The organism is Pseudomonas ulcerans (assembly GCF_036324125.1).
Taxonomy (GTDB): Bacteria; Pseudomonadota; Gammaproteobacteria; order Pseudomonadales; family Pseudomonadaceae; genus Aquipseudomonas; species Aquipseudomonas ulcerans.
Window position 1 is genome coordinate 45,563 of record NZ_JAZDQN010000035.1, and the last position, 23,730, is coordinate 69,292.

Here is a 23,730-nt window from a genome sequence, read left to right on the forward strand (position 1 = left end):
CACAGGTCCGTGTCGCTCTCCAGGTCTACCAACCAGCAATCCCGCCCTGCGCCGCCATCACCTGATCCTGGGTCAGCAACGCCTCGACCAGGAAGAACGTGGCACAGGCCGACTCGACCATCTGTTCCTGATCCGCCCCGGTCCGGTAGTAGTGACCGACGAAACAACCCTGCTGCACCTCGCTCGACAGCAGCCCTTCGATCTGCTTGAACGCCAGGTCGCGCCATTCGTTCATCCCCGGCAGGCATTGCCACAGGCGCAGCAGGGCCAGGGAGGCGATGGCCATGGCGCAGGGGTCGGCGTCGCCGCTGACCTTGCCCCAGCGCCGCAACCAATAGGCACATGCCTCGTGGGCCGGCGCAGCGTAGGTGCCGCCATACACCCCCACCGCCTCGGCCAGCCCGAGCATGGCCCAGGCCTGCCCCCGTGCCCATTCGCCCGCCGGACCGCGCTGGAAGCCGCCGCGCTCGTCGCGATGGGCATGACTGGCCCAGGCGTCGCCTTCAGCGCGCAAGGTGCGCAGGCACAGCTCAAGGTGGCTGCGAGCCATGGCGCGCTGGTCCGGGTCGTCTTGCAGGTGCATCAATGCCAGGGTCGGTGCCAGTGCATCGATATTGAGGGTCGCATGGCCCTTGTCGCCGCCGCCCATGCCGGGGCCCAGCGGCCAGCCGCCGATCTCCGGGCAGAAATCCCGGGCCAGGGCGTCGGCGGCACGCAAGGCCAGCTCCCGTGCCGATGGGTCCTGGGCCAGGCGACCGCCAAGGGCGGCGCCGTACCAGAACACGAAACTGCGGTTCAGGCTCGGTTCATCCAGCTGGGCGGCCAGCTGGCGACTCCAGAACACCGCCTGGTCCAGATCCTCGCTAAGCTCGGTGTACGCCGCGCGGCGCCACCACAAGGCGGTCCAGAACCCGCCGAGCCAGGAGCCCCGTCGCGAGAGCTTCCACTTGCGTTCCCGGGGCAGGCGATAGAGCGGGAATTGCTCGCCGCACTGCCGGGAAATGCCGTCGAGTTGCTTGAACAGGGCGTTGACCACCGCCTGGCGTTTACGCTGTGCCGGCATGGGGACGGGCCTCCTCGCCACGACGGGCGCGATACAGGTTGCGGCACAGGATGGCGCCGAGGCAGAGGGCGAACACCAGGAGGGTCCAGGCCGCGGAGAAGCCGCCGGGTTGGCGCAGCAGCGCGCCGAACACCGGGGGGCCGATGGCGATGCCGCCGAAGAAGCCCAGCGAGAGCATCCCCGCGCTGCTGGCCACGCCGCCGAAGCGGTTGTCACGCAGGAGCATGCTCATCGCCACGGCATTGCTCGCCACCAGGCTCAGGCCCATGCCGATCACTCCCAGCCACAATGGCCAGTGGCGCTCCGGTGCGGCCTGCTGCAGTACCAGCACGGTGCCCAGGCCGAACAGGAACAGGCCGCCGAGCAGCGTCGTCTCGTCCTTGAGACGCGACCCCAGCGGCGTCAGCAGCAGCCGCGACAGAATGCCCATCAGGCCGAAGGTACTGACCATCAGGCCGATGCTGCCGGCGCTTACGCCGAGGCTGCTGGCGTAGACACCGAAAAAGGTGATGAACGCCGACAGGCACAGGCCGGCGCAGGCCTGGATCGCCATCAGCCGCAGCAGCCAGCCGTTGGCCCGGGCCAGGCGCAGTGGTGGACGCGGGCCCGGTGCCGGCGCGGCTACCCGCCCCGGCACCCACAAGGCCATCTGCAATGCCACCGGCACCCAGCAGGCCAGCGCCAGGCGCCAGCCGATCAGGGCACTGAGGAATGGCAGGACGAGCCCGGCGATCAGCGCCGACAACTGCACCCCCGCCTGCTTGGTGCCGACCAGTACCGCCCTGGGCGCATCGGCGGTCTGCGCGATGGCCTGGTTGGTCGCCGGATTGGCCAGCGCCTGGGCCACGCCGCAGAACGACAGGGCGATGATCACCCCGACGAACCCCGGCAGCACCGCCATCAGGCTGAACGACAGCGCCACCAGCAGGAACAGCGCCAGCAAGCCGTTGCGCGAGCCGATCCGCGCCACCAGCGCGCCGGCCCAGGGCGACAGCAGTGCCGCCAGGCCGAAGGCGCTGGTGGTCAGCCAGCCGAGCTGTTCGCGGTCGATGTGCAGGTCGGCGATCAGTTGCGGGCCGAGCACGCCGAGGGCGTAGAAGATCATCATCGGCAGGCCCATGGCGCTGGTGAGCAGCGCGGCCAGGGCGGCGTGCTTTCTCATGGCGTCACCTTGCCCAGATGCAGCGACGGCGCACGGCTGTCGAAGGGCTTGCCCGTCGCCGTGGCCGCCAGCAGGTCGCGGCCGACCGTACTGACCAGGGCATCGTCGGTGCCGTCGAGGATGTGCGTGGTCCGCGCGTGGCGATAGATCCCGGACAGCGGCGACAGTTCGCTGAGTCCCTCGGCGCCCATGATCTGCATCGCCGAGTCCGCCGCGCCGGACAGCGCGTCCGAGGCCGCCAGCTTGGCCAGGTTGACCTCGATGGCATTGGCCATGCCGAGGTCGAACTTGTCCGCCGCGTCCCGCAGCAGGCCGCGGGCGGCGGCGATATCGCGGTACACCTGGTAGACCCGTCCTCGCACCAGCTGCTTGTCACCCAGCCGTGCCAGCTCGCCGCGCGGCGAATGTACCCGTGCGCACAGGTCGTCGAAGCAACGCTGGGCCAGGCCCAGCCAGTGCGCCGCGCGCAGCAGGCGACCGAGGCCAAGGCGACGCTGCATCAGGGCGATGCCCTGGCCGGGATCGCCGAGTACCTGTTGCGGCGCCACCTTCACCTCGTCGAAGCGCAGCTCGCCCTGGCCCTGCTGGCGCCCGAGCAGTGCCAGCGGGCGGATGAAGTGGAAACCGGGACTGTCGGTGGGAACCAGCAGCATCGACAGCGCCGTGCCTACGGGACCGTCGCCGGTCCGCGCGATCACCGTGGCGAAGTCGGCCCGTGCGGCGCGGCAGATGAACCACTTGCGCCCGCTCAGGCGCCAGTGATCGCCGTGCCAGTCGGCGCGGCTGCCCATGGTGGCGGGAATCGAGCCGATGCTGTCCGGCTCCGACATGGCGTAGCAGGGCACTTGCTCGCCGCGCAGCAGCGGCAGGAGGAAACGCTCGCGCTGCTCGCCGCTGGCGTGGCGGTCGAGCATCCAGGTGTCGAGGGTGGCGTCGCAGCCGAGGATCGCCGGGGCGAACTCGCTGCGGCCTTCCTCGGCGGCCACCGCCAGGTAATCGGCCAGGCGGGTGATCGGGCTGCCGGGGTAGAAATTGCCGAATACGCCGGCAGCCCGGGCCTTGATTTGCAGCTCGGCGGCCAGCACGGCGGCCGCCTGGTCATGGGCGCCCAGCTCCAGCTCCCGCGGCAGGATCTGCTGTTCGACGAAGTGGCGGACCCGTTGTGCCCGCTCGTTGCTTGCGTTGCTCATGGCTCAGCCCACCTGGCGCGCGGGTTCGACGAGGCCGGCGGCGTCGGCGGCGAGGGCTCGCTTGTCGATCTTGCCCGCCGGGGTCAGCGGCAGGTGCCGGTAGAAGCGCAGGTACTCCGGCAGCTTGTTGACCTCCAGGCCCTGCTCGCGGAGGAAGCCGGTGATGTCCGCCAGGGCGAACTTCGCCGCGCCTTCGCGCAGGGTCACGCACAGGCACACGCGCTGGCCGAGGTCCGGGTCGGGCACCGGCACGCAGGCCACGGTGACCACGTCCGGGTGGCCCATGACCAGGCCCTCGATCTGCACCGGGCTGATGTTGGCGCCGCCGCGGATGATGATGTCCTTCTTGCGCCCGGCCAGGACCAGGTAGCCCTGCGGGTCGATGAAGCCGAGGTCGCCGGTCTTCACCCAGCCCTCGGGGTCGCGGTAGCGCTCGTCCAGTTCCGGGGCGTTGACATACTGCATCGGGCTGAGCGGGCCGCGCGCGGTGATCTCGCCCACGTCGCCCTGGGGCAGTTCGCGGCCGAGGTCATCGACGATGCGGATCTCGCAGACCGCCGGGTTCGGTTTGCCGACGCTGTTGAGGACTACGTCGAGCGGGTCGTCGAGGGTGTTGTGGCAGTTCACCCCGTCGGCCGAGCCGTACAGGCTGATGAAGCCGCAGCCGAAGTGCTCGGTGCAGCGCAGCACGGTGGCTTCGTCGATCACCGAGCCGCCGCAGATCAGGCCGCGCAGGCTGGACTTGTCGATATCGGCCAGGGCCGGGTCGGCGGCGATGCGCTGGAGCATGGTCGGTACGCCGAGGATGAAGCTCGGGCGCAGCTCCTCGATGGCCTTGATCGCCTCGGGGACGTCGAAGCGCGGCAGTACCACCAGCGAGCCGCCGAGCCAGCACAGCACGCCGAAGGTGGCGGTGGAGCCGAACGACGAGCCCAGCGGCACCAGGTACAGGCCGCGGAAGGCCGCGCCGTCGTCGCTGATGCGCTGCAGGAAGCGCCCGCGTCCGCCCACCAGGGCGTTGTGCGAGTAGGCCACCAGCTTGGGTTCGGACTCGGTGCCGGAGGACACCAGCAGGCGCACCGGCGAGTCCGGGCAGACCTTGGGCAGGCTGGCGCTGTCGATCGGCGGGCTATCGAGCAGGGCGTCGAGGGTCGACCAGCCGGCGCGGGGCTCGCCGTCGACGATGAGGATGCGCAGCGAGAGCAGGGTCGGACGCAGCGATTCGATCACGTCGCACAGGTCGATGCCGGCATATGCCTGCGGCACGATCACGGCGCGGGCATCGCAGCGGCGCACCAGCGACTGGATGTCCAGCTTGCCGCGGCCCGGCGGGAACGGCGCGACGATGGCGCCCAGCGCGGCCACCGCGAGGTCGATGGCGCAGCAACGCCAGGTGTTGCTCAACTGGTAGGCCACCACGTCACCGGCGACGATGCCGGCCTGGCGCAGGCTGGCGGCCATGCGCAGCGCGGCGTCGAGCAGTTGCGCGTAGCTGACGTTGCCTTCCGGCGAGAGCACCGCGGCCTTGTCCGGCGCCTCGGTGGCGCGTTGGCGGAACAGGCTGAAGACATCCTGGTTGGGGTAGCTGCCGTCTTCGCTCCAGCGACGACGGGTATGCAGGGGGACGAGGTCAATGATGCCGGCAGTATTCATAGGAAACTCCACGGAGATTGAACAGAACGGTAAGCACGGTTGGCCAGGCTCGGCGCCAGGCGCGGATCGGCGGCGAGCAGGGCGAGGTCTTCATGGGCGGTGCTGGCGGGAATGCCCGCTTGCAGGCAGGCGTCGACCCAGTGGTCGGTGCCCTGCCGGGCCAGGTGCACGTCGAGGCGGCACGGGTCGGCGTCGCCGCCGAGCAGGCGGAGCAGCGCCTGGTGTTGCTGGCGGGTCTGGCAGTCGAGGGCGAGCACGCCGTCGGCGGTGGGGAACAATCCCTGCAGCAAGGGCTCAGGCGCGTCGCAACGGGTGTCCAGGAGCAGGTCGGCAGCGCCCAGCAGCGAGCTGTGCACGTGGTTGCCATGCCCGTGCAGCTCGCGGTCGAGCAGGGCGGCGCAGATGCCTTGGGCGCTGATCACCCCGCCCAGTACGTCGAGGGCGGTGAACAGGGTGCCGCCCCGGGTGCCGGAAGCGCTGGCGATGCGCGAGGCCACGCCGGACCAGGCCTGCACGGTGAAGTCGGTGCCCGGTGCGTCGACCCGGGCAGCGCCCCAGCCACCGGCGTAGGCATGCACCAGCGACGGTCGGGTGGCGTGCAGGTCGGCGGCGTCCAGTTGCAGTTCGGCGGCCTTGCCGGGTGCCCAGTTGTGCAGGAACACGTCGGCGTCGCGGCACAGTTCATGGATCTGCGCACGACCGGCGGCGGACTTGATATCCACCTCGCGCACGTCCTTCAGATGGTTGAGCGCGTCGAAGCGCACCGAGCAGTCATCCGCGCAGGGCGGCATGTTGCGCAGTGGGTCGCCTCCCGGCGGTTCGAGGCGGATCACCTCGGCGCCGAGCAGGGCCAGCAGATGCCCGGCCAGCGGGCCCTGGATACGTCGGCAGGACTCCAGCACGCGGATGCCTTGCAGCGGCAGGCGCTCGGGTGCCGTGCTACGTCCTGGCCTGGCGCGCGGGCCCCGTTGCAGTTGCCAGGGCGCGGCGGCGCTGGCCGGGTAGTCAGCGTCGGCGCGACGTTGCGCCGGATCGCGCACCGGCACCAAGGCCACACCGCTGTCGTCGGCGATGGCCTGGATGCGTGCCAGCGGCAGGGCGGCGAGAGCGTCCAGGCACTCGGCGGGCATCGGCGCGACGGCGCGGGCATAGCGCAGCAGGAAGCGCTGCCAGGCCTTGCCGGCGAGGGCGTCGCTGACCCCGAGGACATTCCAGAAACGCCGCCATGGCTGGCTGTCGAGGGTTTCCAGTTCGAACAGCACGCCGTCGGCCGAGAGGAATGGCGGCCGGGCCAGGGCATCGTCCGCGCCGGGCAGCAGGCGCTCGGCGTCTTCCGGGGCGGTGGCGCCGGCCAGGTACTGACCGATGCTGAGCAGGGCACCGGCAGCCGGTTGCAGGGTCACGTCGCTGAAGCGACCACCGCGCAACTGGCCCACGGCGGCCGCCAGGCTGCCTTGCCAGGCGAGGGCGGCGTTGAGGGTCGACAGGTAGTTCACGCCCAGGGCCTGGAGCCTGCCACTGGCGCGGCCGTGCACCGACATGAGACCGCAGGCGGCCTGGAGCGTGAATTCGGTGGACAGCTCCAGGGGCAGCGCCGGGAGGCCGGCGAAGCGGGTCTGGAGCGGTTGCAGATCGGGGTGCAGCAGTTGCAGCGCCGGACCATCGGCGGCGCCATCGGCATGCCGCAGGCCGAGGCAGTCGCCCTGGCGTTGCAGGGCGGCGCCCAGGCTCTGCCAGGCGGGCAGGCAGGGGCCGCTGCGCCAGCTCAGGCTGGCGTCATCGAGGATTCGGGACATGGTTGGGACCTCGGGGTGGCGCGGTGGATCGGAGTCCGGGTGGTGCAGGCCGTTTCGCGGGGCGTGGACCGCGAAACGGCGTCGGGGCTTCAGCCGCCGGCGACGGCGGGCAGCACGGTCAGCTTGTCGCCCGGGGAGATGCTGGTGGCCAGGCCGGCGGCGAAGCGGATGTCATCGTCGTTGACGTAGATGTTGACGAAGCGGTGCACCTCGTCCTGGTGCACCAGGCGCGCCTTGATGCCCGGGTAGCGGCTGTCGAGGTGGTCGATGATATGGCGCACCGTCTCGCCTTGCGCCTCGACCTTCTTCTGGCCGTCGGTGAGCGGACGCAGCAGGGTTGGAACCATGACTGAAACCGACATGTGAATCTCCTTTGGTGTGGTCCTGGCCGCCGTGTACGGCGGCTCCTTTCATTCCTGGATCGCCACGTGCTCTTCGAACACCCGGCCTTCGACGATGCGGAAGCTGCGGATCCGGTGCCTGGCCTGGGGCCAGGTGGACAGGATCAGGTAGTGCAGCGCCGGGTCCTGGGCGTGGGCGATATCGTCGCGGCTTGGCCAGGCTTCGCTGGCGGTGTGCGAGTGATAGAGCACGCGGCATTCCTCGTCGCGTTCGTCCAGCTCGTTCCATACGCGCAACTGCTCGCGCGGATCGAAGCTGAACCAGTCTTCGGATGCTGCGTGGTTGCGCATCGGGATCACCCGCGTGGCGACCTGCTCCGTGCACGGCGCGGCGATCAGTCCACAGGCTTCCAGCGGGTGTTCGACGGCTGCCTGGTGGAGGATCCGCTCCAGCGCGGCGCGGGTGATGCGCAAGGGCATGGCCGCGTCCTCAGTACGTCGGCAGCGCCGGCTCGACGTCGCGGACCCAGGCCAGCACGCCACCTTCGAGGTTGCGCACCTTGTCCAGGCCGAGCTTGCGCAGGTCGGTGGATACCGCCTTGGAGCGCATGCCCGACTTGCAGGTGATGACCAGCTCGGTGTCGTGGCCGAAGCGCTCGATGATCTGTTGCGCGACCTCGGCCGACTTGGGCATCAGCAGGGCGCCTTCGATGCGCACGATGTCCCATTCGGTCTGCTCGCGGACATCGATGATCACCGGGGCCTTGCCGCCATCCTTGAGCGACTTCAATTGCAGGGCGCTGATCAGCGGCACCTCGATGTCGCTGGCCGGGGCCGGGCGGTTGAGGCCGCAGAAGGCCTGGTAGTCGGACAGCGCGGTAACCGCGTGGCGCTTCGGCAGGCGGCGGATCGGCAGTTCGCGGTAGCCCATTTCCAGGGCGTCGTAGACCATCAGGCGGCCCAGCAGCGGATCGCCGATGCCGGTCAGCAGCTTGATCGCCTCGGTGGCCATGATCGAGGCGATGGCCGCGCACAACACGCCGAGCACGCCGCCTTCGGAGCAGGATGGCGCCAGTTCCGGCGGTGGTGGCTCCGGGTACAGGTCGCGGTAGTTGAGGCCGCGGCCATCCGGGGCGTTTTCCCAGAACACCGAGGCCTGGCCTTCGAAGCGGAAGATCGAGCCCCAGACATAGGGCTTGTCCGCCAGGATGCAGGCGTCGTTGACCAGGTAGCGGGTGGCGAAGTTGTCGGTGCCGTCGAGGATCAGGTCGTACCTGGAGAACAGCTCCACGGCCATTTCCGGTTCGAGGCGATCACTGTGGGTGACCACCTTGACCAGCGGGTTGAGGCGGGCGATGGCCTGGCGGGCGCTTTCCACCTTGAGGTCGCCGATGCTTTCCACGGTGTGGATCACCTGGCGTTGCAGGTTGGATTCGTCGACCCGGTCGAAGTCGATCACGCCGAGGGTGCCGATGCCGGCGGCGGCGAGGTAGAGCAGGGTGGGCGAGCCCAGGCCGCCAGCGCCGATGACCAGCACCTTGGCGTTCTTCAGGCGGCGTTGTCCGGTGACGCCCATGTTGGGGATGAGCAGGTGGCGGCTGTAGCGGTTCACTTCCTCGCGAGTCAGCTCGGCACCGGGTTCTACCAGCGGCGGTAAGGTCATATCGCTTTCTTCCATTCAGTAGATACGAACTGGAATTATTTTCAATTGTGTCAGGGGTTGTTGCAATCCATCGGGGCGGGGGATTCGTATGGCAAAGCGCGGAAAAGCTATGAGATCTGCTGTGGCTGTTCCGGCCCTATCGCTGCATGGGTATCTACACATCTCAATCAGCCGCAACACAGAACCCTGTGGGAGCGGATTTATCCGCGATTGGGCGCGAAGCGGCCATAAAACCTGCCTCCTCGGTGGATCAGACAAAACCGGGACTCAGGTTTTACGACGGCTTCGCCGCCGATCGCGGATAAATCCGCTCCCACAGGGTCCGCGTTCCACCAGATCAAAGATGTGTAGATACCCATGCCTATCGCTGGCAAGCCAGCTCCCACAAGGTTTGGCGGTGTACACAAAACCTGTGGGAGCTGCGGTTCGGCGTTCCGACTTGCCAGCGATGAGGCCGGATAGGTCGACTCAGGACTCGAACGTCGCCAGGTCCTCGCACACCGCCGCGAACGCGCCGAGGAAGCGATCCGCCTCCGCCACGCTGAGCACCAGAGGCGGCTGGATGCGCATCACCCGGTTGTTGTTGGCGGTGACGAAGGTGAGGATGCCGTGCTCCTCGGACAGCTTGGTCATCAGGCGCAGGACGAACATGTCCTCCAGGTTCTGCTCCAGTTCTTCCATCGCCGCTTCCAGGTGGCGCCGCGCCTTGCCCGAGAGCATGCGGTAGGTGGCCGCCGCCTGCCCCGGGATGCGCCCGGCCATTTCCCGGACCAGGGCTTCAAGGCCGCCGGCCATGCTGTTGTGGAACTCGATCGCCAGCATCAGCCCGCGCCCGCGCACTGCCTTGATGAACGGATAGCGCCCGGCGATCTCCTTGAGCCCCTGCTGCAGGTGCGCGCCGACCTGCGCCGCGTTGTCCATCAGGCCGTCCTGCTCCAGTACGTCCAGCGCCGCCAGGGCCGCCGCCGCGGCGAAGTTGCCGCCGCCGAAGGTCGAGGTGTGCAGGGCGAAGGTGTCGATGTCGCCATAGGCACGTTTCCACACCTGTTCCCGGGACAGGGTCGCGCCGATCGGCACCAGGCCGCCGGACAGCGACTTGGACAGGACCATGATGTCCGGCGCGGTGTCGTCCCACTCGCAGGCGAACAGCTTGCCGGTGCGGCCCAGGCCGGTCTGGATCTCGTCGAGGATCCACAGGCAGTCGAACTCGTCGCACAGGGCGCGGACCCCGGCCAGGTAGCCTTCCGGCGGCAGGATCACGCCACCTTCGCCCTGGATCGGCTCGATGATCAGCGCCGCCACGTCGTCCTGCTCCAGGCGCTGGCGCAGGGCGTCGAGGTCGCCGAAGGGCAGGCTCTCGCAGTTCGGCAGCAGCGGTTCGAACGGCGTGCGGTGCTTGGCCCGGCCGGTGACCGATAGCGCGCCAAGGGTCTTGCCGTGGTAGCCGTTGTCGCAATACAGCACGGTGCGCCGATCGCTGGCCGCGAGGGCCAGCTTGAGCGCGGCTTCCACCGCCTCGGTCCCGGAGTTGCTGAAGAACACCCGCGACAGGCCGCCCGGTGCCAGGTCCGCCAGGCGCTTGGCCAGCAGGCTGGCGTGCAATGGCGCGGAGAGGTACTGGATGAAGGTCGGGAATTGCTCCTGCAGGTAGCGTTGCAGGGCCTGGCTGATGGCCGGGTGGTTGTGCCCGGTGTTGAGGCAGCCGTAGCCGGCGACGAAGTCGAGGTAGCGACGGCCGTCGAGGTCGGTCAGCCAGCAGCCTTCGCCGTGGCTGAAGACCCGCTCGATATGGTTGAACTGATAGAACTCGCGCAGCACCGGGTTGATGTGCTCGCCGAAGTTGTTCAGCACTTCGCGGCGCAGGTGTTGCGGGTCGTGCCGGGCATCGCTGGCGACAGCGGGGCGCTGGCCGTGGTGATGGCGGCGCAGGCGGCCGAAGTCGTCGGCATGCAGGGACTCTCCGGCGCTGGCCATGGGCGACGGGGTGAAGCCGTGGCGCGCGGCGATGGCGCCGATTTCCAGGACCTTTTCCACCGGCAGCTCGCGGCCGATGGAGAACGGCTCGGCGCGACCTTCCAGGGCCAGGATCATGGTTTCGGCGAGGCAGCCGTTCATGCTGCGCTTGGGCTCCAGGCCCATGGTGCGCATGCCCAGGTGCACCGCCGGGCTGGCCGAGACCAGGCCGCCATCCACCAGGAGGATGTCGCGGCGGCTGTGGGGCACGTCCATCACATCCTTGGGCAGCGCGGCGTCGATCACCACCGAGCCGGGCAGCAGCCGGCGCGGGTCGATCAGGCCACCGCTGGAGGTGGCGGCGACGTAGAAGCGCACGCTGGCGTAGCAGTCTTCGATGCTGTCGTGCAGGCTGACCTGGCGGTGGTACTGCGCGGGCAGGTATTCCAGCTGCGCCTCGGCCTGGCGCTGGTTGCCGCGGTGCACCAGGCGCAGGCGACAGCCCTGCTCGGTGAGCAGGCGCGCCGCCGCCAGGGCGATCGAGCCGGGATAGCCGAGCACCGCGACTTCTGCGTTTTCCGGGGCGACGCCGAGCAGGCTGAGGCTGTCCATCAGGTTGACGTAGGCGGCGTAGGCGGTGAGCGAGTTGCCGGTAGTGACCGCGACTTCTGCCTGCTCCATGGTGGCCAGGCCACGGTTGCCGACGATGGCGGTGAAGCCGCCGAGGCCGACCAGGTCCGCGCCCTCGGCTTTCAGCGCGTTGACCCCTTGCAGCACGCGTTCGGCGATGGCTCGCGGCTGGCGCAGCATCTGTTCGGCGGTCAGCGGCATGAACTGGAGGATCCCCGAGCACTCGGCACCGCAGGCGCTGACGATGCGCCCGAAGTCGACGAAGGGCACCAGGTTGCGCTGGCGCCAGCGTTCCGGGTCGTAGCCCCAGGCCTGTTCTTCCAGGGTGCGGTCGAGCAGGTCGATCAGCTTGACCTGGTGCAGCAGGCCGGTGGAGGTGGGGTGGGCAATGAATCCGAATTTCATCAATGGCTCTCTGCGTTGAGGCGGCTCCAGGCGGTCTCGGAGACGAGGCTCAAGCCATCGCCCTCCGAGTTGTGGCCGAGCCAGACGTCGAAGAAGTTGAGGCGACCAGGGGCACTGAGGGCCTGGCGCAGGGTGTCGGGGCAGAAACTGAGCAGGCGTGCGCGGCACACGGTGATCGGGCCGAAGGCCTGTTCGTCGTGCAGCAGGCCCTGCTTCAGCGGCACGTTGACCTGGGCTGCGCCATGGCAGGCATAGCGCTTGTCGAGGTAGGTCTGGATCATCGACAGCACGCCGTTGGCCAGGTACAGCACGGTGACGTTGCGCTGCGCCGCGTCCGCCGAACTGGCCAGGCTCATGGCCAGGCGCTGCTCGATATCCGGGACCAGGGCGCGGGCGCCGTCGCCGATGAAGGCCAGCACATGGCGCTCGTTGTTCAGGGCGATGTAGGGCAACGACATCAGTGCATCGCCCATCAGCGCGCGGCCGTACCAGCCGGAGAAGCCGGCATCGGTGCGCGGCAGGTTGCGCATCGCCGAGATGCTGCAGCGGCCGACGTCGTAGACCCCGGTGTAGCGATAGCCGTCGCGCTCGATCATCTCGCCGAGCAGCAGGCCCAGGCGATGGAAGAAGAAGTTCGGGGTCATCGGCAGGGTTTCGATCTGGTCGCTGGGCAGCGCCTCACGGGTGCGCTGCAGGCGTTGCAGGCGCTCGCGGCGGGCCTGCAGGAGTGCCGGCGCCACGTTCAGGCGCGGTTCCAGGTAATCCAGCACGCGCCCCAGCGGCAGCTCCAGCGCGACCTCGGTGAACGGCGAGATGTGCTCGCGCCGGCGGTTGACCTGGACGATATGGAACAGGCGCTTCAGGCGGCCTTCGGAGTAGGGCGTGGCCGATTGGTCGATCTTGCTCTTGAGGAAGAACAGCCAGGGCTTGCCTTCGTCGGTGTCCGGCTGTTCGAGGAAGGCATGGATGCGTCGGCTGAAGCCGTACATGGACAGGGGGCCGAGGTAGTTGAGTACCGGCTCCTGGTCCTGGTAGGCGCACACGCTGCCGGGGGCGATGATGCTGTCGGCCAGGGCCACGCCGCTGCGCCGGGCCAGGGCCAGTACGCGTTCGCGTTCCTGCTCGCTGAGGCGGCCGCATTGCCAGAGGATTCGCGCCGGCTCGTTGTTGAGTACCTCGACGACGGCGTCGAGGGCGGCACGCTGGCTTTCGTCCAGGTCGCAGGCAGGCGCCGCCAGCGGGGCTTGCGGCGCTTGTGGGTCGGTTTGCACGCGCGATTCGAGTACCGCCTGGGTGGCGAACAGGAAGGTCGGCGCGGGGCTTTCATCGAGGGCGGCGAAGGCGGCTTCGACAGTGGCGCGGGAGTCTTCCGGACGGCGGATGAACTGTTGCCACAGGCCGCGCGCGGCGATCACCCGGTGGCCGTCGTTGTCGTGGTCGAGGGTGCCCTGGAAGGCGAACCACACCGACTCCGGCGAATCGGCGCAGACCACCAGGCCCGGCGCGCCGGCGCGCTTGAGGTTGGCCAGGGTGCCGCGCAGTTCGTCGAGCATGCCCGAGGTCATGACGATCACATAGGCGCGGCGGTACAGCTGCCAGCCGGCCAGGGCACTCACGGCCAGGGCGTGTTCGTTGCTGGCGGTGGAGAAGCCGCGACCGCTGCCGCGCAGCAGGGCGCCCATGGAGTCGATGAAGCCGGAGACCATGGAGCCGGTGAAGAAGTGGCAGTCCCACTGCTCGCCCCAGCGCGCGTCCATGCGCTGCTGGATATCCCGGGCGAGGGCCACCGGCTCGTCGGACTGCAGGGTGGTGCGGGCCAGCAGCCGATTGAAATAGGCGTGTTCCAGGTGATCGATGAACAGGCGCAGCAGGTCGGCGCGGCGCAGCGGTTCGGAGCCGTGGGGCACGCGCAGCAGGCGGTTGCCGCCAAGTCGGCCGAGCCAGTGGCTCAGTTGCGCTTCGGCGCACAGCAGCAGGGCGGAGGCGGGCGAGCGCTTGGCTTCGGGCTGGGCGGCGAGCAGCTCGACCAGCGGATCGGCGTCGGGCAGGGCGTCGAGGTGGCGGCTGTCGAACAGCACGTAGTCGCTGTCGCTGGCGGCGCTGACCAGGGCGCGGCGGGCGTCGTCGGCATCGGCGAAGACCTGCAGGTCGAGGTACAGCTGCTGGCTCTTGGCGTGCTCGCGCACATAGGCCTCGGCCTGCCCGGCAACCTGGCGGTACAGGCAGCGGGGGTCGCTGTCCGGCCAGTGCTGGCTGAGCAGCGAGGTTTCATGGCCCAACCAGTGGTTGAGCCGGTCAAGCACTGCTTGCACATCCTCCTGCAGCGCGCGGTCGCGGCTGACAAGGCAGATGCCGACGGTACGTGGCGTCATGGTTTGCCCTCGGTGGCGATGGAAGTCACGCCGATCGCGGCGTGATGTTCTTTGACCAGCAGCGCCTCGGCGCTCCCGGCGATGCTGTGGCGGACCCGCCAGGCCAGGAGCAGGGCGAGCAGCAGGCCGGCGCTGAGGCAGGCGAGCATGCCGGCCTGGCCCAGGCGGTCCAGGAGCAGCCCGGCGGCCACCGGGGCGGCCAGGCGGGTGACGACGAACAGGCTCGATTGCAGGCCGTAGTCGCTGGCGGTGCGCTGGCGGCGGCTGAAGAACAGGGTCAGGCCGAACATCAGCGCCGATACCGCGCCCATGCTCGCGGCCAGGCACAGGGCGCTGACGATCAGCCAGAGCTGGCCAAGCTTGAGCCACACGCTGACGGTGAGCAGGACCAGGGCCAGCAGCGCGGCGAGCAGGTAGACGAGGATCGCCCGGGCGGTGCCGAGCACGCCGATCAGGCGTCCGCCGAGCAGGCTGAAGACCACGCCGGTGACGCCGCCAGCGATGCCGACCACCCAGGCCACGTCCTGCATGGCCATGCCGGTATCGAGCAGCAGTGGCTTGAGGTAGAGCCAGGCGGCGCCGATGAAGGGGAAGGCGGTGAGCAGCAGCCAGGTCCACTGGCGCGCCGCCGGCTGGCTGAAGAAGCTCATCCAGTCGGCGACGAAGCCGGCCTGTGCGGGCTGCGCGGCTTCTTCGGACTGGGGCTTGTGGCGCAGGACGAGCAACGGCAGGACGCCGAGCATCAGCCCCGCGCCCATGATCAGGAAGGGGGCCTGCCAGCCGAAACGGGCCTGGATCAGCAGCATCGCGCCACCGCCGACGATGGCACCGAGGAACAACGCTGCCGAGCGGATGCTGCCGGCGCGCAACTGCTGGCTGCGCGGCAGCCACTGCACTGCCAGGGCGTTGAGGGGGATGTCCATCCAGGTGGCGATGATGCTGATGGCGAAGGTCATGACGAACAGCGGCATGCGCTGCTCGATCAGGTTCTGCCGGCCGATCAGCCAGTACAGGACCAGCAGCGCGGCGCCGAGCAGGAGCATCCAGTGGACCATGTGGCCCTTGCCCAGGCGCACCCGCTGCACGGGGACGGCGAGGAGGAACTTGAACACCGCCGGCAAGCCGGCGAGCTGGAACAGGCCGATCTCGGTCCCGCTCCAGCCGTACTGACGCATCACCAGCGGCATGCCGAACATCAGGTAGATGCTGGGCACGGCCAGCACCAGGTTGAGCCAGCCGAACAGCACTTGCAGGCCGGCGATACGTCCACGGTTCATCGAGTCATTCCTGGGGTTTGCGGGCGATGACCGCGTTCACCGGGGTCACCGGGAAACGCAGGCCGTTGAGTTGCTGCACCGCGCTGAAACCGAGGCTTTCCAGGGCCTTGGCCAGTTCGCCTTCGGCGAGGACATGGCGGCCTTGCAGGCGCATGTGCAGGTAATAAGGCAGGACCTGCGCCGCCGCCTGGCGCTCGCGCGGCACGTCGGCCTGGCAGCACAGCAGCACGCCGCCGGGACGCAGCGCGGCGTACAGGCGGCTCAGGGTGGCGGGCAGGTCGTGGACGAAATGCAGGACCGAGGAACACCAGATCAGGTCGTAGTCGCTGCCGATGTCGTCGTCGTTGAGATCGCCGCCGATGGCTTGCAGGCGCGTGGTCAATCCGGCGGCTACGATGTTGTCGCGAGCCACGTCGGCGGCCTGCGGGTATTCGAAGACCACGCCGTGCAGGTCGGGGAGATGCTCGGCAAGGGCAATGGCCACCAGGCCGGGGCCGCCGCCGAGGTCGAGCAGGCGTTGCAGGCGGGGGGCTTCGGGCAGGCTGTCGACCAGGGCGCAGGCCACCTCGCGGGTCACCGCGCGCTGTTCCTGGGCGATCTGCAGGCGCGCGGCGTCGGCCCAGGCCTTGGCGATGGCGGCCGAGGTCATGGGCGGACGGGTCACGCCGTTGCGCAGGTAGTCACCGAGCTGGGTGCCGGTCTGGCGCATGACCCGGTGGCGGAACTGCAGGGCGTCGCCGCAGTAGGCGCTGGCTTCGGCGCGCAGGTACAGGTCGGCGCGGGGCTGGTTGTGATAGCGCGGTGGTTGCTGCTGGTCGCGTTCCAGCAGGTCCAGGCTCCACAGCAGTTCCAGCAGGTAGGCGGTGCTGGCGCCGTCGAGGTCGAGGCGGGCGGCCAGCGCGGGCGCGCTGAGCGGCTCGCCCAAGTGGTCGAAGAGCGCGCATTCGAGGGCGACCTGCAGGGCGTCGGCGCCGAGACCGGCGAGCTGCAGGTCCCAGCACGATTGCAGGGGATGGGGGCTGGTCAGATCCTGATGAGGCTGTTGAGGCACGTTAACTCCCTGTAGATGCCACTGTTCTTAACGAAACAGGCCGTGGCCGAATCACTGAAAAAGGTGATATATATTAAATGAGAATCATTTATGTTAAGTATGCGAGGCGGAGCCGTTCCTATGCGAAGCGCCGCTCGCCGATTGCAGGGATGTCGTCATGAGCACAATGAAAGGGAGCTGCCGTCTCGGCCTCGATCACCCCCGGCAGCGTTCGGTCCAGGCGGACGGGCGCTTGCGCATGCAATTGGCCGAAGACGTGGGCAACTGTTATTCCGAGCTGTTGCAGCTGGAACAGGGGCTGTCGCTGGGGCGCCTGCACTACCATCCGGTGCGCACGCTGATCGAGGAAACCTGCGGCCCCCATGACGGCCATGTGATGGTGCTGACCATCGGCCTGCAGGGGAAATCCGGTTTCATCGGCAAGGACGGTAGCAATCTCGCCTTCGAGGCCGGGCAAACCACCATCACGGCGTTCCGTGCCACGCCGGGCGAGCGGCGCTACCAGGCCAACGAGACGGCCTCGCAGCTGCGGGTGGTGATTGACCAGGCGACCTTGTGCAAGTACGTCGGCGAGGAGCGCGCCGCCCAGGTGCTGGGCAGCGGGCGCCTGAACCGCCTGGACTTTCGCGCCAGCTCCAAGGCGGCCCAGGCCCATGCCGCCGCGTTGGTGCGCTACCTGCAGCCGGGCATGCTCAACCCGTCGAACCGCCTCGACCTGCATATCCATACGCTGAGCCTGCTGTCGGAGCAGTTCAACCTGCTGGCGCCGCAGGAGGGCAGTGTGTCGCCGCTGAGCACCAGCGAGATCGAGCGCATCGAGCGCGCGCGCAACATTCTCTGCGAGCAGCTGCATACGCCGCTGACCGTGGAATACCTCGCCACCACGGTGGGCATGAACGAGCACAAGCTCAAGGAAGGCTTCCGCTACCTGTTCGACACCACCCCGGCGCGCATGCTGCTCGACCTGCGCATGCGCAAGGCCATGACCCTTCTCGAATCCGGCCAGCAGGTGGCGCAGGCGGCGTGGCAGGTGGGGTACAAGTACCCGAACAACTTCACCGTGGCCTTCACCCGTTACTTCGGGCGGGCGCCGAAGTCGATCTTCGGCAAGAAGCGCTGACGCCTTCGTTGCGTCTGCGCATACATTTTTCAGCCTCTCGCATACCAATCTAAACGAGATTCATTTGCGTTTATCGGTAGTATCACTTCGCCGCCGCAGAGCGGCCATGAAACTGCCACGCACCGATAAACACGGGTCTCGTCATGTCCTTCTCCACTACACCACCGTCGACCATGCGTCTCAAGCCGCTGGCCTGGTCGATCCTCCTGGCGCTGTCCAGCGCCGCTGCACTGGCCGAAGGGGAAACCCCGGCCGCACCCGCCGCCATCCCGAACATGGGGCCGATCGAGATCGAGCTGCCGGCGGGCTATGAAGAGGAAATGAGCAAGTCCGGAACCTCGCAGAAAGGGCTGCAGGTGCTGGAGGCGCAGGAGGTGAAGGGTGAGTATGTCGAGGAGCGCGACGAGAAGGGGAAGAACGATGTCTACCGCAAGGACGTGTCCGGCGTGTACGTCGGCAAGGACGACATCGAGCGTTACAAGGGTGCCAACGCGGCGGATCTGTTCAAGGGGCTGAACGGCGTCTACAGCGGCGAGTCGCGCAACAGCGGTGCCCTGGACCCGAATATCCGCGGCATCCAGGGTGAAGGCCGGATCCCGGTGACCGTCGACGGTACCGAGCAGGCTACGTCGGTGTGGCTGGGCTCGGCCGGCGTCTCCAACCGCAACTACGTCGACCCTAATCTGATCGGCAGCATATCGGTGGAGAAAGGTCCGTCCATGACCCCTGGGGTCAAGAGCGGCATCGGTGGTTCAGTGGAGATCCGCACCCTGGATGCCGCGGACATCGTCAAGCCGGGCGAGAGCTACGGCCTGGAAATCAAGACCGAGACCGCCAGCAACGCCGTAGCGCCCAATGAAGACGGCATGAACAACCTGGGGCGTGACTACCGCGACATCGAGGGTGCCTACGTTTCCGGCCAGTATGTCTACTTCGCCAATGGCGGCGGCGCCATGTACACCCCCCATGAGTCGTCGCGCTCCAACGACTTCGATTTCGAGGACAACGCCTTCCGCATCGCGGCGGCGACCCGCCAGGAAAACTTCGACCTGCTGGCGGCCTATAGCTACCGCAAGAAAGGCAACTACTACAGCGGCAAGCAGGGCAGCGAGCGCTACGAGACCGAGAGTTGGTACGACAAGGCGGCCGCCGCTTCACAGAACTCGCAAGCGATCGGCGATACCACTGGCAACTATCTCGCCAGCTTCTACAAGCCAGGCGCGGAAGTTTCGGGTACTTCCAACGAGATGCGCACCACCTTGCTCAAAGGGACGTTCTATCTGACGGATGAGCAGAGCCTGAAGCTGAGCTATATGCACAGCGATCTCGAATTCGGCGAGACCATGCCGTACCTGATCAACGAAACCACCAAGCTTGTGGAGGCGGGCAGCAACATCGGCTTCCAGTTGCCCTACAGCGAAGTGAACCAGGACACCTTCTCGCTGACCTACGCCTGGAACCCGCAGGACAACCGTTGGCTCGACATGCAGGCCGGGTTCTGGATGACCCGTAGCGATGCCGAGCGCTACCAGAACGGTGAGCAGGTCTTCTCCATCGAGGATGCCAGCTTGAGCGACAAGGCCTGGGACAACTACGTGCGTTGCAAGTACAACCGCACACCGTGCAATGGCCAGACCGCCATGCCCGAAAAACTGCCCGACACCGATGGCCGCTACACGCTGTTTTCCCGCGCCCTGCAAACCACCGATCACGATCGCTGGGGTGTGAATGTCTCCAACCGCATGGAGTTGAGCGATGCCTGGGCGCTGACCCTTTCCGGGGATTTCAGCAAGGAAAAGCTCAAGCAGACCGACAACGCCAGTGACGACATCGGCAGTACGTACATATTCGCCTCCAACTACCTGGGGCCACGTGGGGGGCGTCGCGAGCAGTACAACTTCACCTTCAACAACGAGTGGGCGGCCACTTCATGGCTGACGTTCAACGCCGGAGCACGCTATAGCGACTACAACTCGTTCGACACGACGCTGGATGAGTACCGGAAGGAGCAGGCAGCCGGTTGGGATGCCAAGGCGGCTGTTGTTGCCAAGCAGTTCAAATACTCGCGGATGCTGACCGATGCGGAAAACCAGGCCTATGTGTCGAGCGCGCGGGCCGAGGTCGAAAGCTGGGGGCTGGACGAGGAAACCACTGAAATCCTCCTCACCGAGTATCTTCAGGAGGGGCTCGTCAACGGCATTCGCTACACCATGGAAAGCGTGGAGATCCCTACCGATGGCCAGCGTCTGGTGAGCGCCGCGAATCCGTTCACCAACGGTACGATCAACATGAACGAGCAGGTAGCCAATGCTCAGGGTACCGGTACGACCGCCCCGCGATACATCCCTTACAACAGCTCGGGGGTTCCAATTTATCAGCAGCCCACGGAAGCCGAGCGATGGGCCAGGCCAAAGAAGCGCAAGGACAGCGCATGGGCGCCCATGGCTGGCGTGACGCTACATGTCACCGAAAATGCCCGGGTATATGCTCGCTATACCGAATTCGTCAGATTTCCGACTATTTATGAAGAAGCGCAGACTGTTTCAGCCACAGGGATCGGTATCACTCAAAACTCGCCGCGACCCGAGCATGCATATAATTGGGAGTTCGGTTATGTGCATGACTTGCACTCCTATGTTCCAGATTGGCGTAATGCCGATTTCCGGATCAATTACTACAAGAATGAAATTCACGATTACATAGATCGGGACTTTGCCTACAACATCGTTCAATACGACAAGAAAATTATCTCGGGTATAGAAATGCAGATGCGCTTCGATACCGGGCGTTATTACTCCAGCCTGGGTATCAGTTACCGACTTGATCAGAAGCTCTGCGACAAGGATATGGCCGTCACCTTGGATCCCTATTACGGAAAGGCTGTCGACGAGTGCGTCACGGGCGGCTTCCCTTCCACGTTCTCCCGCACCAGCTTGCAGCCGCAGTACTCCATCAACCTGGACGGTGGTGTGCGTCTGTTCAACGACAAACTCGAGATCGGCGGTCGCATGGTTTACCACAGCAGCGCCAAGAACAAGGAAGAGCAGAAATGGATCGATCAGGGCGTCAACTTCGTACAAGGCATAAACCAGCCGTATGAATGGCACCCCATCTGGGTCTTCGACAGTTATGCCACCTTGCATGTCAATGAACATGTGGATGTCGACTTCGGTGTAAACAACATTACCAATCGCTATTACCTCGATCCACTTTCGCGCACCATCATGCCTGCACCAGGCCGTACGTTGAAAATGGGATTGACTGCACGGTTCTAGATTTTTTGCTGTTTTCGTAAAAACAGTGTTTTTCAAAACTTATGACAAGGAGATTGTTGTGAAGAAACTTTTCGTACTGACGGCGTTGTCTCTGGCTACTTCCGGTGCATTTGCCGCTACTGTCAGCGGTGGATCGTCTTCGGCCTATGTTGAAGCGGCCGCTTCGAACATGATGGCTGTGGGCACGGCAGGTATCGCCATGCCGACCGTCACCGGCGGCACCGCCAATACCGCAGCGGTTGTCAGTTTCAAGTCTGGTCCGATCGCCCAGACCAACGCTGTGCTGAGCGGTTATGGCACAACGTCGGCGCATATCGTCAACCCGCTCAACGGTGTCACCACCTCGGAAACCTGGAAGAACCAGGTGGCCTACAACACCGAGGTCTACGCCTACCGTCAGATCGCCGCACCGTCCTCGGGTTATCCACAGTTCGGCGGCGAGGTAATCGCCAAGGTATCGGGTTCCGAGGTGTACTTCGGTGAGTGGGCACCTGCCAAGTCCGGCACCCAGCCAACCAACAGTACTGACCTGAACCTGTCCAGCTCGGACCGCACCGTCTGGTATGTCGGCGAGAACCCGACCACCAGCATGCCAACCCTGGTCAACGCCAAGTACAACGTGGTCGGCATCAACCAGTACAACCCGGGCACCGCTGCTGGTGTCACTTCGGGCGTGCTGACCGCCAACTACGGTTCGGGCAGTGGCACACTGACCGGCACTGTGGGCAGCCTCAACTTCGCCGGTACCACCATCGCCTCGAACGGCTCGTTCGCTCGCGGCACCACCATTCAGGGTCAGTTCTACGGTGCCAACGCCGAGGCCCTGGCCGGTATCTACAACTCCAGCACCACCAAGGTCGCCTTCGGCGGCGCCAAGCAGTAACACCCGCGCGTCATTGGAGGAGGGCGCTTCGGCGCCCCCTTCCGACCCCTTATTCCTTTCTGTCCCGGACCGATCACCATGCTGCCGTCCTTGCGGGTGCGCGTCGCCCTGCTGTGTTTCTCGACCCTGTTTTCCACCGCGTTGCTGGCCGACGATGACGACACCCGTCTGCTGCTGAACAAGATCGACCGCGGCGCCGATGCGCGCGAACGGGCCAATCTTGGCGCGCCGGATCCGGCCGAGAACGACGACTCGCTGATCACCATCGAGGGGCAGACCTATAGCTTGCAGAACACCCTCGAAGACCTCGGGCCCGCCATCTATGTCTCCATCAACCTGCAGCAGTGGGGCAAGGTGCGCCAGTTCGTCGAGCGCTACCGGCAGTTGCCTGGCCATGAGCCGGCGCTGGTGGAGATGGCCGAGGGCCTGATCGATCGTTCCGAGCGCAAGTACAAGCAGGCCATCGCCCACCTGCGTCGGGCCGATGAGTTGCAACCCGGTTTTGTCCGCGCGCGCCTGGAGCTGGCGCGGACCCTGTTCGAAGACAGCCAGACCCGCGAGGCCGAGGCGCTGTTCGCCGAAGTCGCCGCCAGCGACGTGCCCGAGCAGGTGCTGAGCGTGCTCGGCGAGTACCGGAAGGGCATCGACATGCGCCGCCAGTGGCATGGTTCGGTGTCGCTGGGCTTTGGCCACAACAGCAACATCAACCAGGGCAATGGCATGACCACCGTGACCCAGGTCTGTTCGGTATTCTTCGATTGCTTCGACTACACCCGGCAGATGCCCAAGCCGATCGGCTCGTCCAGCGTGGTCTATGACGCTGCCGCCGAGCGACGCTTGCAGATTTCCGGCAACCACCATGTACTGGTGCGTGGCCTCACCTACGGCAACAACTACGACCGGTACAACGACGACGAGGAAAACGACACCAAGACCTGGTACGACGACAACACCAGCGTGCTCTACGCCGGGTACAACTACCAGAGCGCCTTGAACGACGTTTCGCTGACCCCGCTGTTCGAGAACTACTACGCCGACCATCACACCAAGTACGAGGCCAGCGGCGTGCGCGGGGAGTGGAAGCACAACCTGACCAACCGCCTGCAGGTCAGCGTGCAGGCGCAGCACAAGCATTTCCGTTTCCAGGGCGAGCAGCGCGAGTATTTCGATGACTATGACGAGCGCCAGGCAGGCATGTCGCTGTCGTACCTGCTGGATCCGCAGACCCTGGTGTTCGGTGGCGTGACCTACACCCGTCGCAGCCAGGACGCGGACACCGCCAGCAATCGCGAGTACATGGGCAGCCTTGGCGCGTATCACAGCTTCGATATCGGCGTGAACCTGAGCCTGATCGGCCTGTACCGCACCACCCGCTACGACGAACCCGACGTCTTCCTCGGCGGCCTGCGCAAGGATCGCCAGCAGATCTACATCGCCAACCTGAGCGTGCCGCGCCTGGCCTTCGCCGGCGTGGTGCCGAGCCTGTACGCCAAGCGCACGGTGACCGACAGCAGCATCGACTGGGCCTACAGCTACCGGCAGACCGAGGTGGCGCTGAAGTTCGAGAAGACGTTCTGAGGGGGGAGGGGCCCCGGTGCATACCGGGGCCGAATCGCAGGCATAAAAAAACCCGCTTTCGCGGGTTTCTTTGAAATATGGTGCCCAGAAGAAGACTCGAACTTCCACGACCGTAAGGTCACCAGCACCTGAAGCTGGCGTGTCTACCAATTTCACCATCTGGGCAAAGGTTGAAGCATTTGAAACATTAACAGTGTAGCGTGTCGCGTAAATTCCAGATCGCTGATCTGAAATTTGAAATTGGTGCCCAGAAGAAGACTCGAACTTCCACGACCGTAAGGTCACCAGCACCTGAAGCTGGCGTGTCTACCAATTTCA

Annotated in this window: 16 protein-coding genes and 1 tRNA gene; 4 read left to right on the top strand and 13 right to left on the bottom strand. The window is 66.3% G+C overall.

What is annotated here, in order from left to right; all coding sequences use genetic code 11:
• Positions 1–25: 25 nt before the first annotated feature.
• The 12 genes from V0R59_RS24320 to V0R59_RS24375 form a co-directional block, all read right to left on the bottom strand.
• A complete protein-coding gene (locus tag V0R59_RS24320) occupies positions 26–1,063 on the bottom strand; it encodes a glucuronyl hydrolase (RefSeq protein ID WP_330077182.1) in 1,038 nt (345 codons plus the stop codon).
• Positions 1,047–2,225 (bottom strand): MFS transporter, encoded by a 1,179-nt coding sequence (locus V0R59_RS24325; protein ID WP_330077183.1) that lies wholly within the window; start codon positions 2,223–2,225, stop codon positions 1,047–1,049. The genes V0R59_RS24320 and V0R59_RS24325 overlap by 17 nt, the downstream gene beginning before the upstream one ends.
• Complete coding sequence (locus V0R59_RS24330) at positions 2,222–3,415, bottom strand: acyl-CoA dehydrogenase family protein (RefSeq protein WP_330077184.1); 1,194 nt, start codon at positions 3,413–3,415, stop codon at positions 2,222–2,224. The genes V0R59_RS24325 and V0R59_RS24330 overlap by 4 nt, the downstream gene beginning before the upstream one ends.
• 3 nt (positions 3,416–3,418) lie before the next feature.
• Positions 3,419–5,068, bottom strand: a complete 1,650-nt coding sequence (locus V0R59_RS24335; RefSeq protein WP_330077185.1) for a class I adenylate-forming enzyme family protein — start codon at positions 5,066–5,068, stop codon at positions 3,419–3,421.
• Complete coding sequence (locus tag V0R59_RS24340; protein WP_330077186.1) at positions 5,065–6,864, bottom strand: CoA transferase; 1,800 nt, start codon at positions 6,862–6,864, stop codon at positions 5,065–5,067. The genes V0R59_RS24335 and V0R59_RS24340 overlap by 4 nt, the downstream gene beginning before the upstream one ends.
• Before the next feature lie 89 nt (positions 6,865–6,953).
• Positions 6,954–7,226, bottom strand: coding sequence for a MoaD/ThiS family protein (locus V0R59_RS24345; RefSeq protein ID WP_330077187.1), 273 nt, complete (start codon positions 7,224–7,226; stop codon positions 6,954–6,956).
• A gap of 48 nt (positions 7,227–7,274) precedes the next feature.
• Positions 7,275–7,685, bottom strand: coding sequence for a M67 family metallopeptidase (locus V0R59_RS24350; protein ID WP_330077188.1), 411 nt, complete (start codon positions 7,683–7,685; stop codon positions 7,275–7,277).
• A gap of 10 nt (positions 7,686–7,695) precedes the next feature.
• Entirely contained in the window at positions 7,696–8,868 is a 1,173-nt protein-coding gene (moeB, locus tag V0R59_RS24355) for a molybdopterin-synthase adenylyltransferase MoeB (RefSeq protein ID WP_330077189.1), read from the bottom strand.
• Positions 8,869–9,336: 468 nt separating this feature from the next.
• Positions 9,337–11,856 carry an aminotransferase class III-fold pyridoxal phosphate-dependent enzyme gene (locus V0R59_RS24360; RefSeq protein WP_330077190.1) on the bottom strand — a complete coding sequence of 840 codons (2,520 nt, stop codon included), beginning with the start codon at positions 11,854–11,856 and terminating at the stop codon, positions 9,337–9,339.
• Positions 11,856–14,228, bottom strand: a complete 2,373-nt coding sequence (locus V0R59_RS24365) for a decarboxylase (protein ID WP_330077191.1) — start codon at positions 14,226–14,228, stop codon at positions 11,856–11,858. Before V0R59_RS24365 ends, V0R59_RS24360 begins: the two co-directional genes overlap by 1 nt.
• Positions 14,225–15,505 carry an MFS transporter gene (locus tag V0R59_RS24370; protein ID WP_330077192.1) on the bottom strand — a complete coding sequence of 427 codons (1,281 nt, stop codon included), beginning with the start codon at positions 15,503–15,505 and terminating at the stop codon, positions 14,225–14,227. Before V0R59_RS24370 ends, V0R59_RS24365 begins: the two co-directional genes overlap by 4 nt.
• Positions 15,506–15,509: 4 nt before the next feature.
• Entirely contained in the window at positions 15,510–16,556 is a 1,047-nt protein-coding gene (locus V0R59_RS24375) for a class I SAM-dependent methyltransferase (RefSeq protein ID WP_330077193.1), read from the bottom strand.
• 157 nt (positions 16,557–16,713) lie between these two features.
• Between V0R59_RS24375 and V0R59_RS24380 the strand changes: the two genes are divergently transcribed.
• The 4 genes from V0R59_RS24380 (at position 16,714) to V0R59_RS24395 (ending at position 23,412) form a co-directional block, all read left to right on the top strand.
• A complete protein-coding gene (locus V0R59_RS24380; RefSeq protein WP_330077194.1) occupies positions 16,714–17,676 on the top strand; it encodes a helix-turn-helix transcriptional regulator in 963 nt (320 codons plus the stop codon).
• 143 nt (positions 17,677–17,819) lie between these two features.
• On the top strand, positions 17,820–20,951 hold the full coding sequence (locus V0R59_RS24385) for a TonB-dependent receptor domain-containing protein (RefSeq protein ID WP_330077195.1): 3,132 nt from the start codon (positions 17,820–17,822) through the stop codon (positions 20,949–20,951).
• A 58-nt stretch (positions 20,952–21,009) separates the two neighbouring features.
• The gene (locus tag V0R59_RS24390) at positions 21,010–21,834 is read left to right on the top strand and encodes a Slam-dependent surface lipoprotein (protein WP_330077196.1); all 825 of its coding nucleotides are present in this window, start codon (positions 21,010–21,012) and stop codon (positions 21,832–21,834) included.
• A gap of 78 nt (positions 21,835–21,912) precedes the next feature.
• Positions 21,913–23,412 carry a porin family protein gene (locus tag V0R59_RS24395; RefSeq protein ID WP_330077197.1) on the top strand — a complete coding sequence of 500 codons (1,500 nt, stop codon included), beginning with the start codon at positions 21,913–21,915 and terminating at the stop codon, positions 23,410–23,412.
• Positions 23,413–23,490: 78 nt separating this feature from the next.
• Here the strand turns inward: V0R59_RS24395 and V0R59_RS24400 are convergent.
• Positions 23,491–23,577 (bottom strand) — tRNA-Leu (locus tag V0R59_RS24400).
• Positions 23,578–23,730 lie beyond the last annotated feature (153 nt).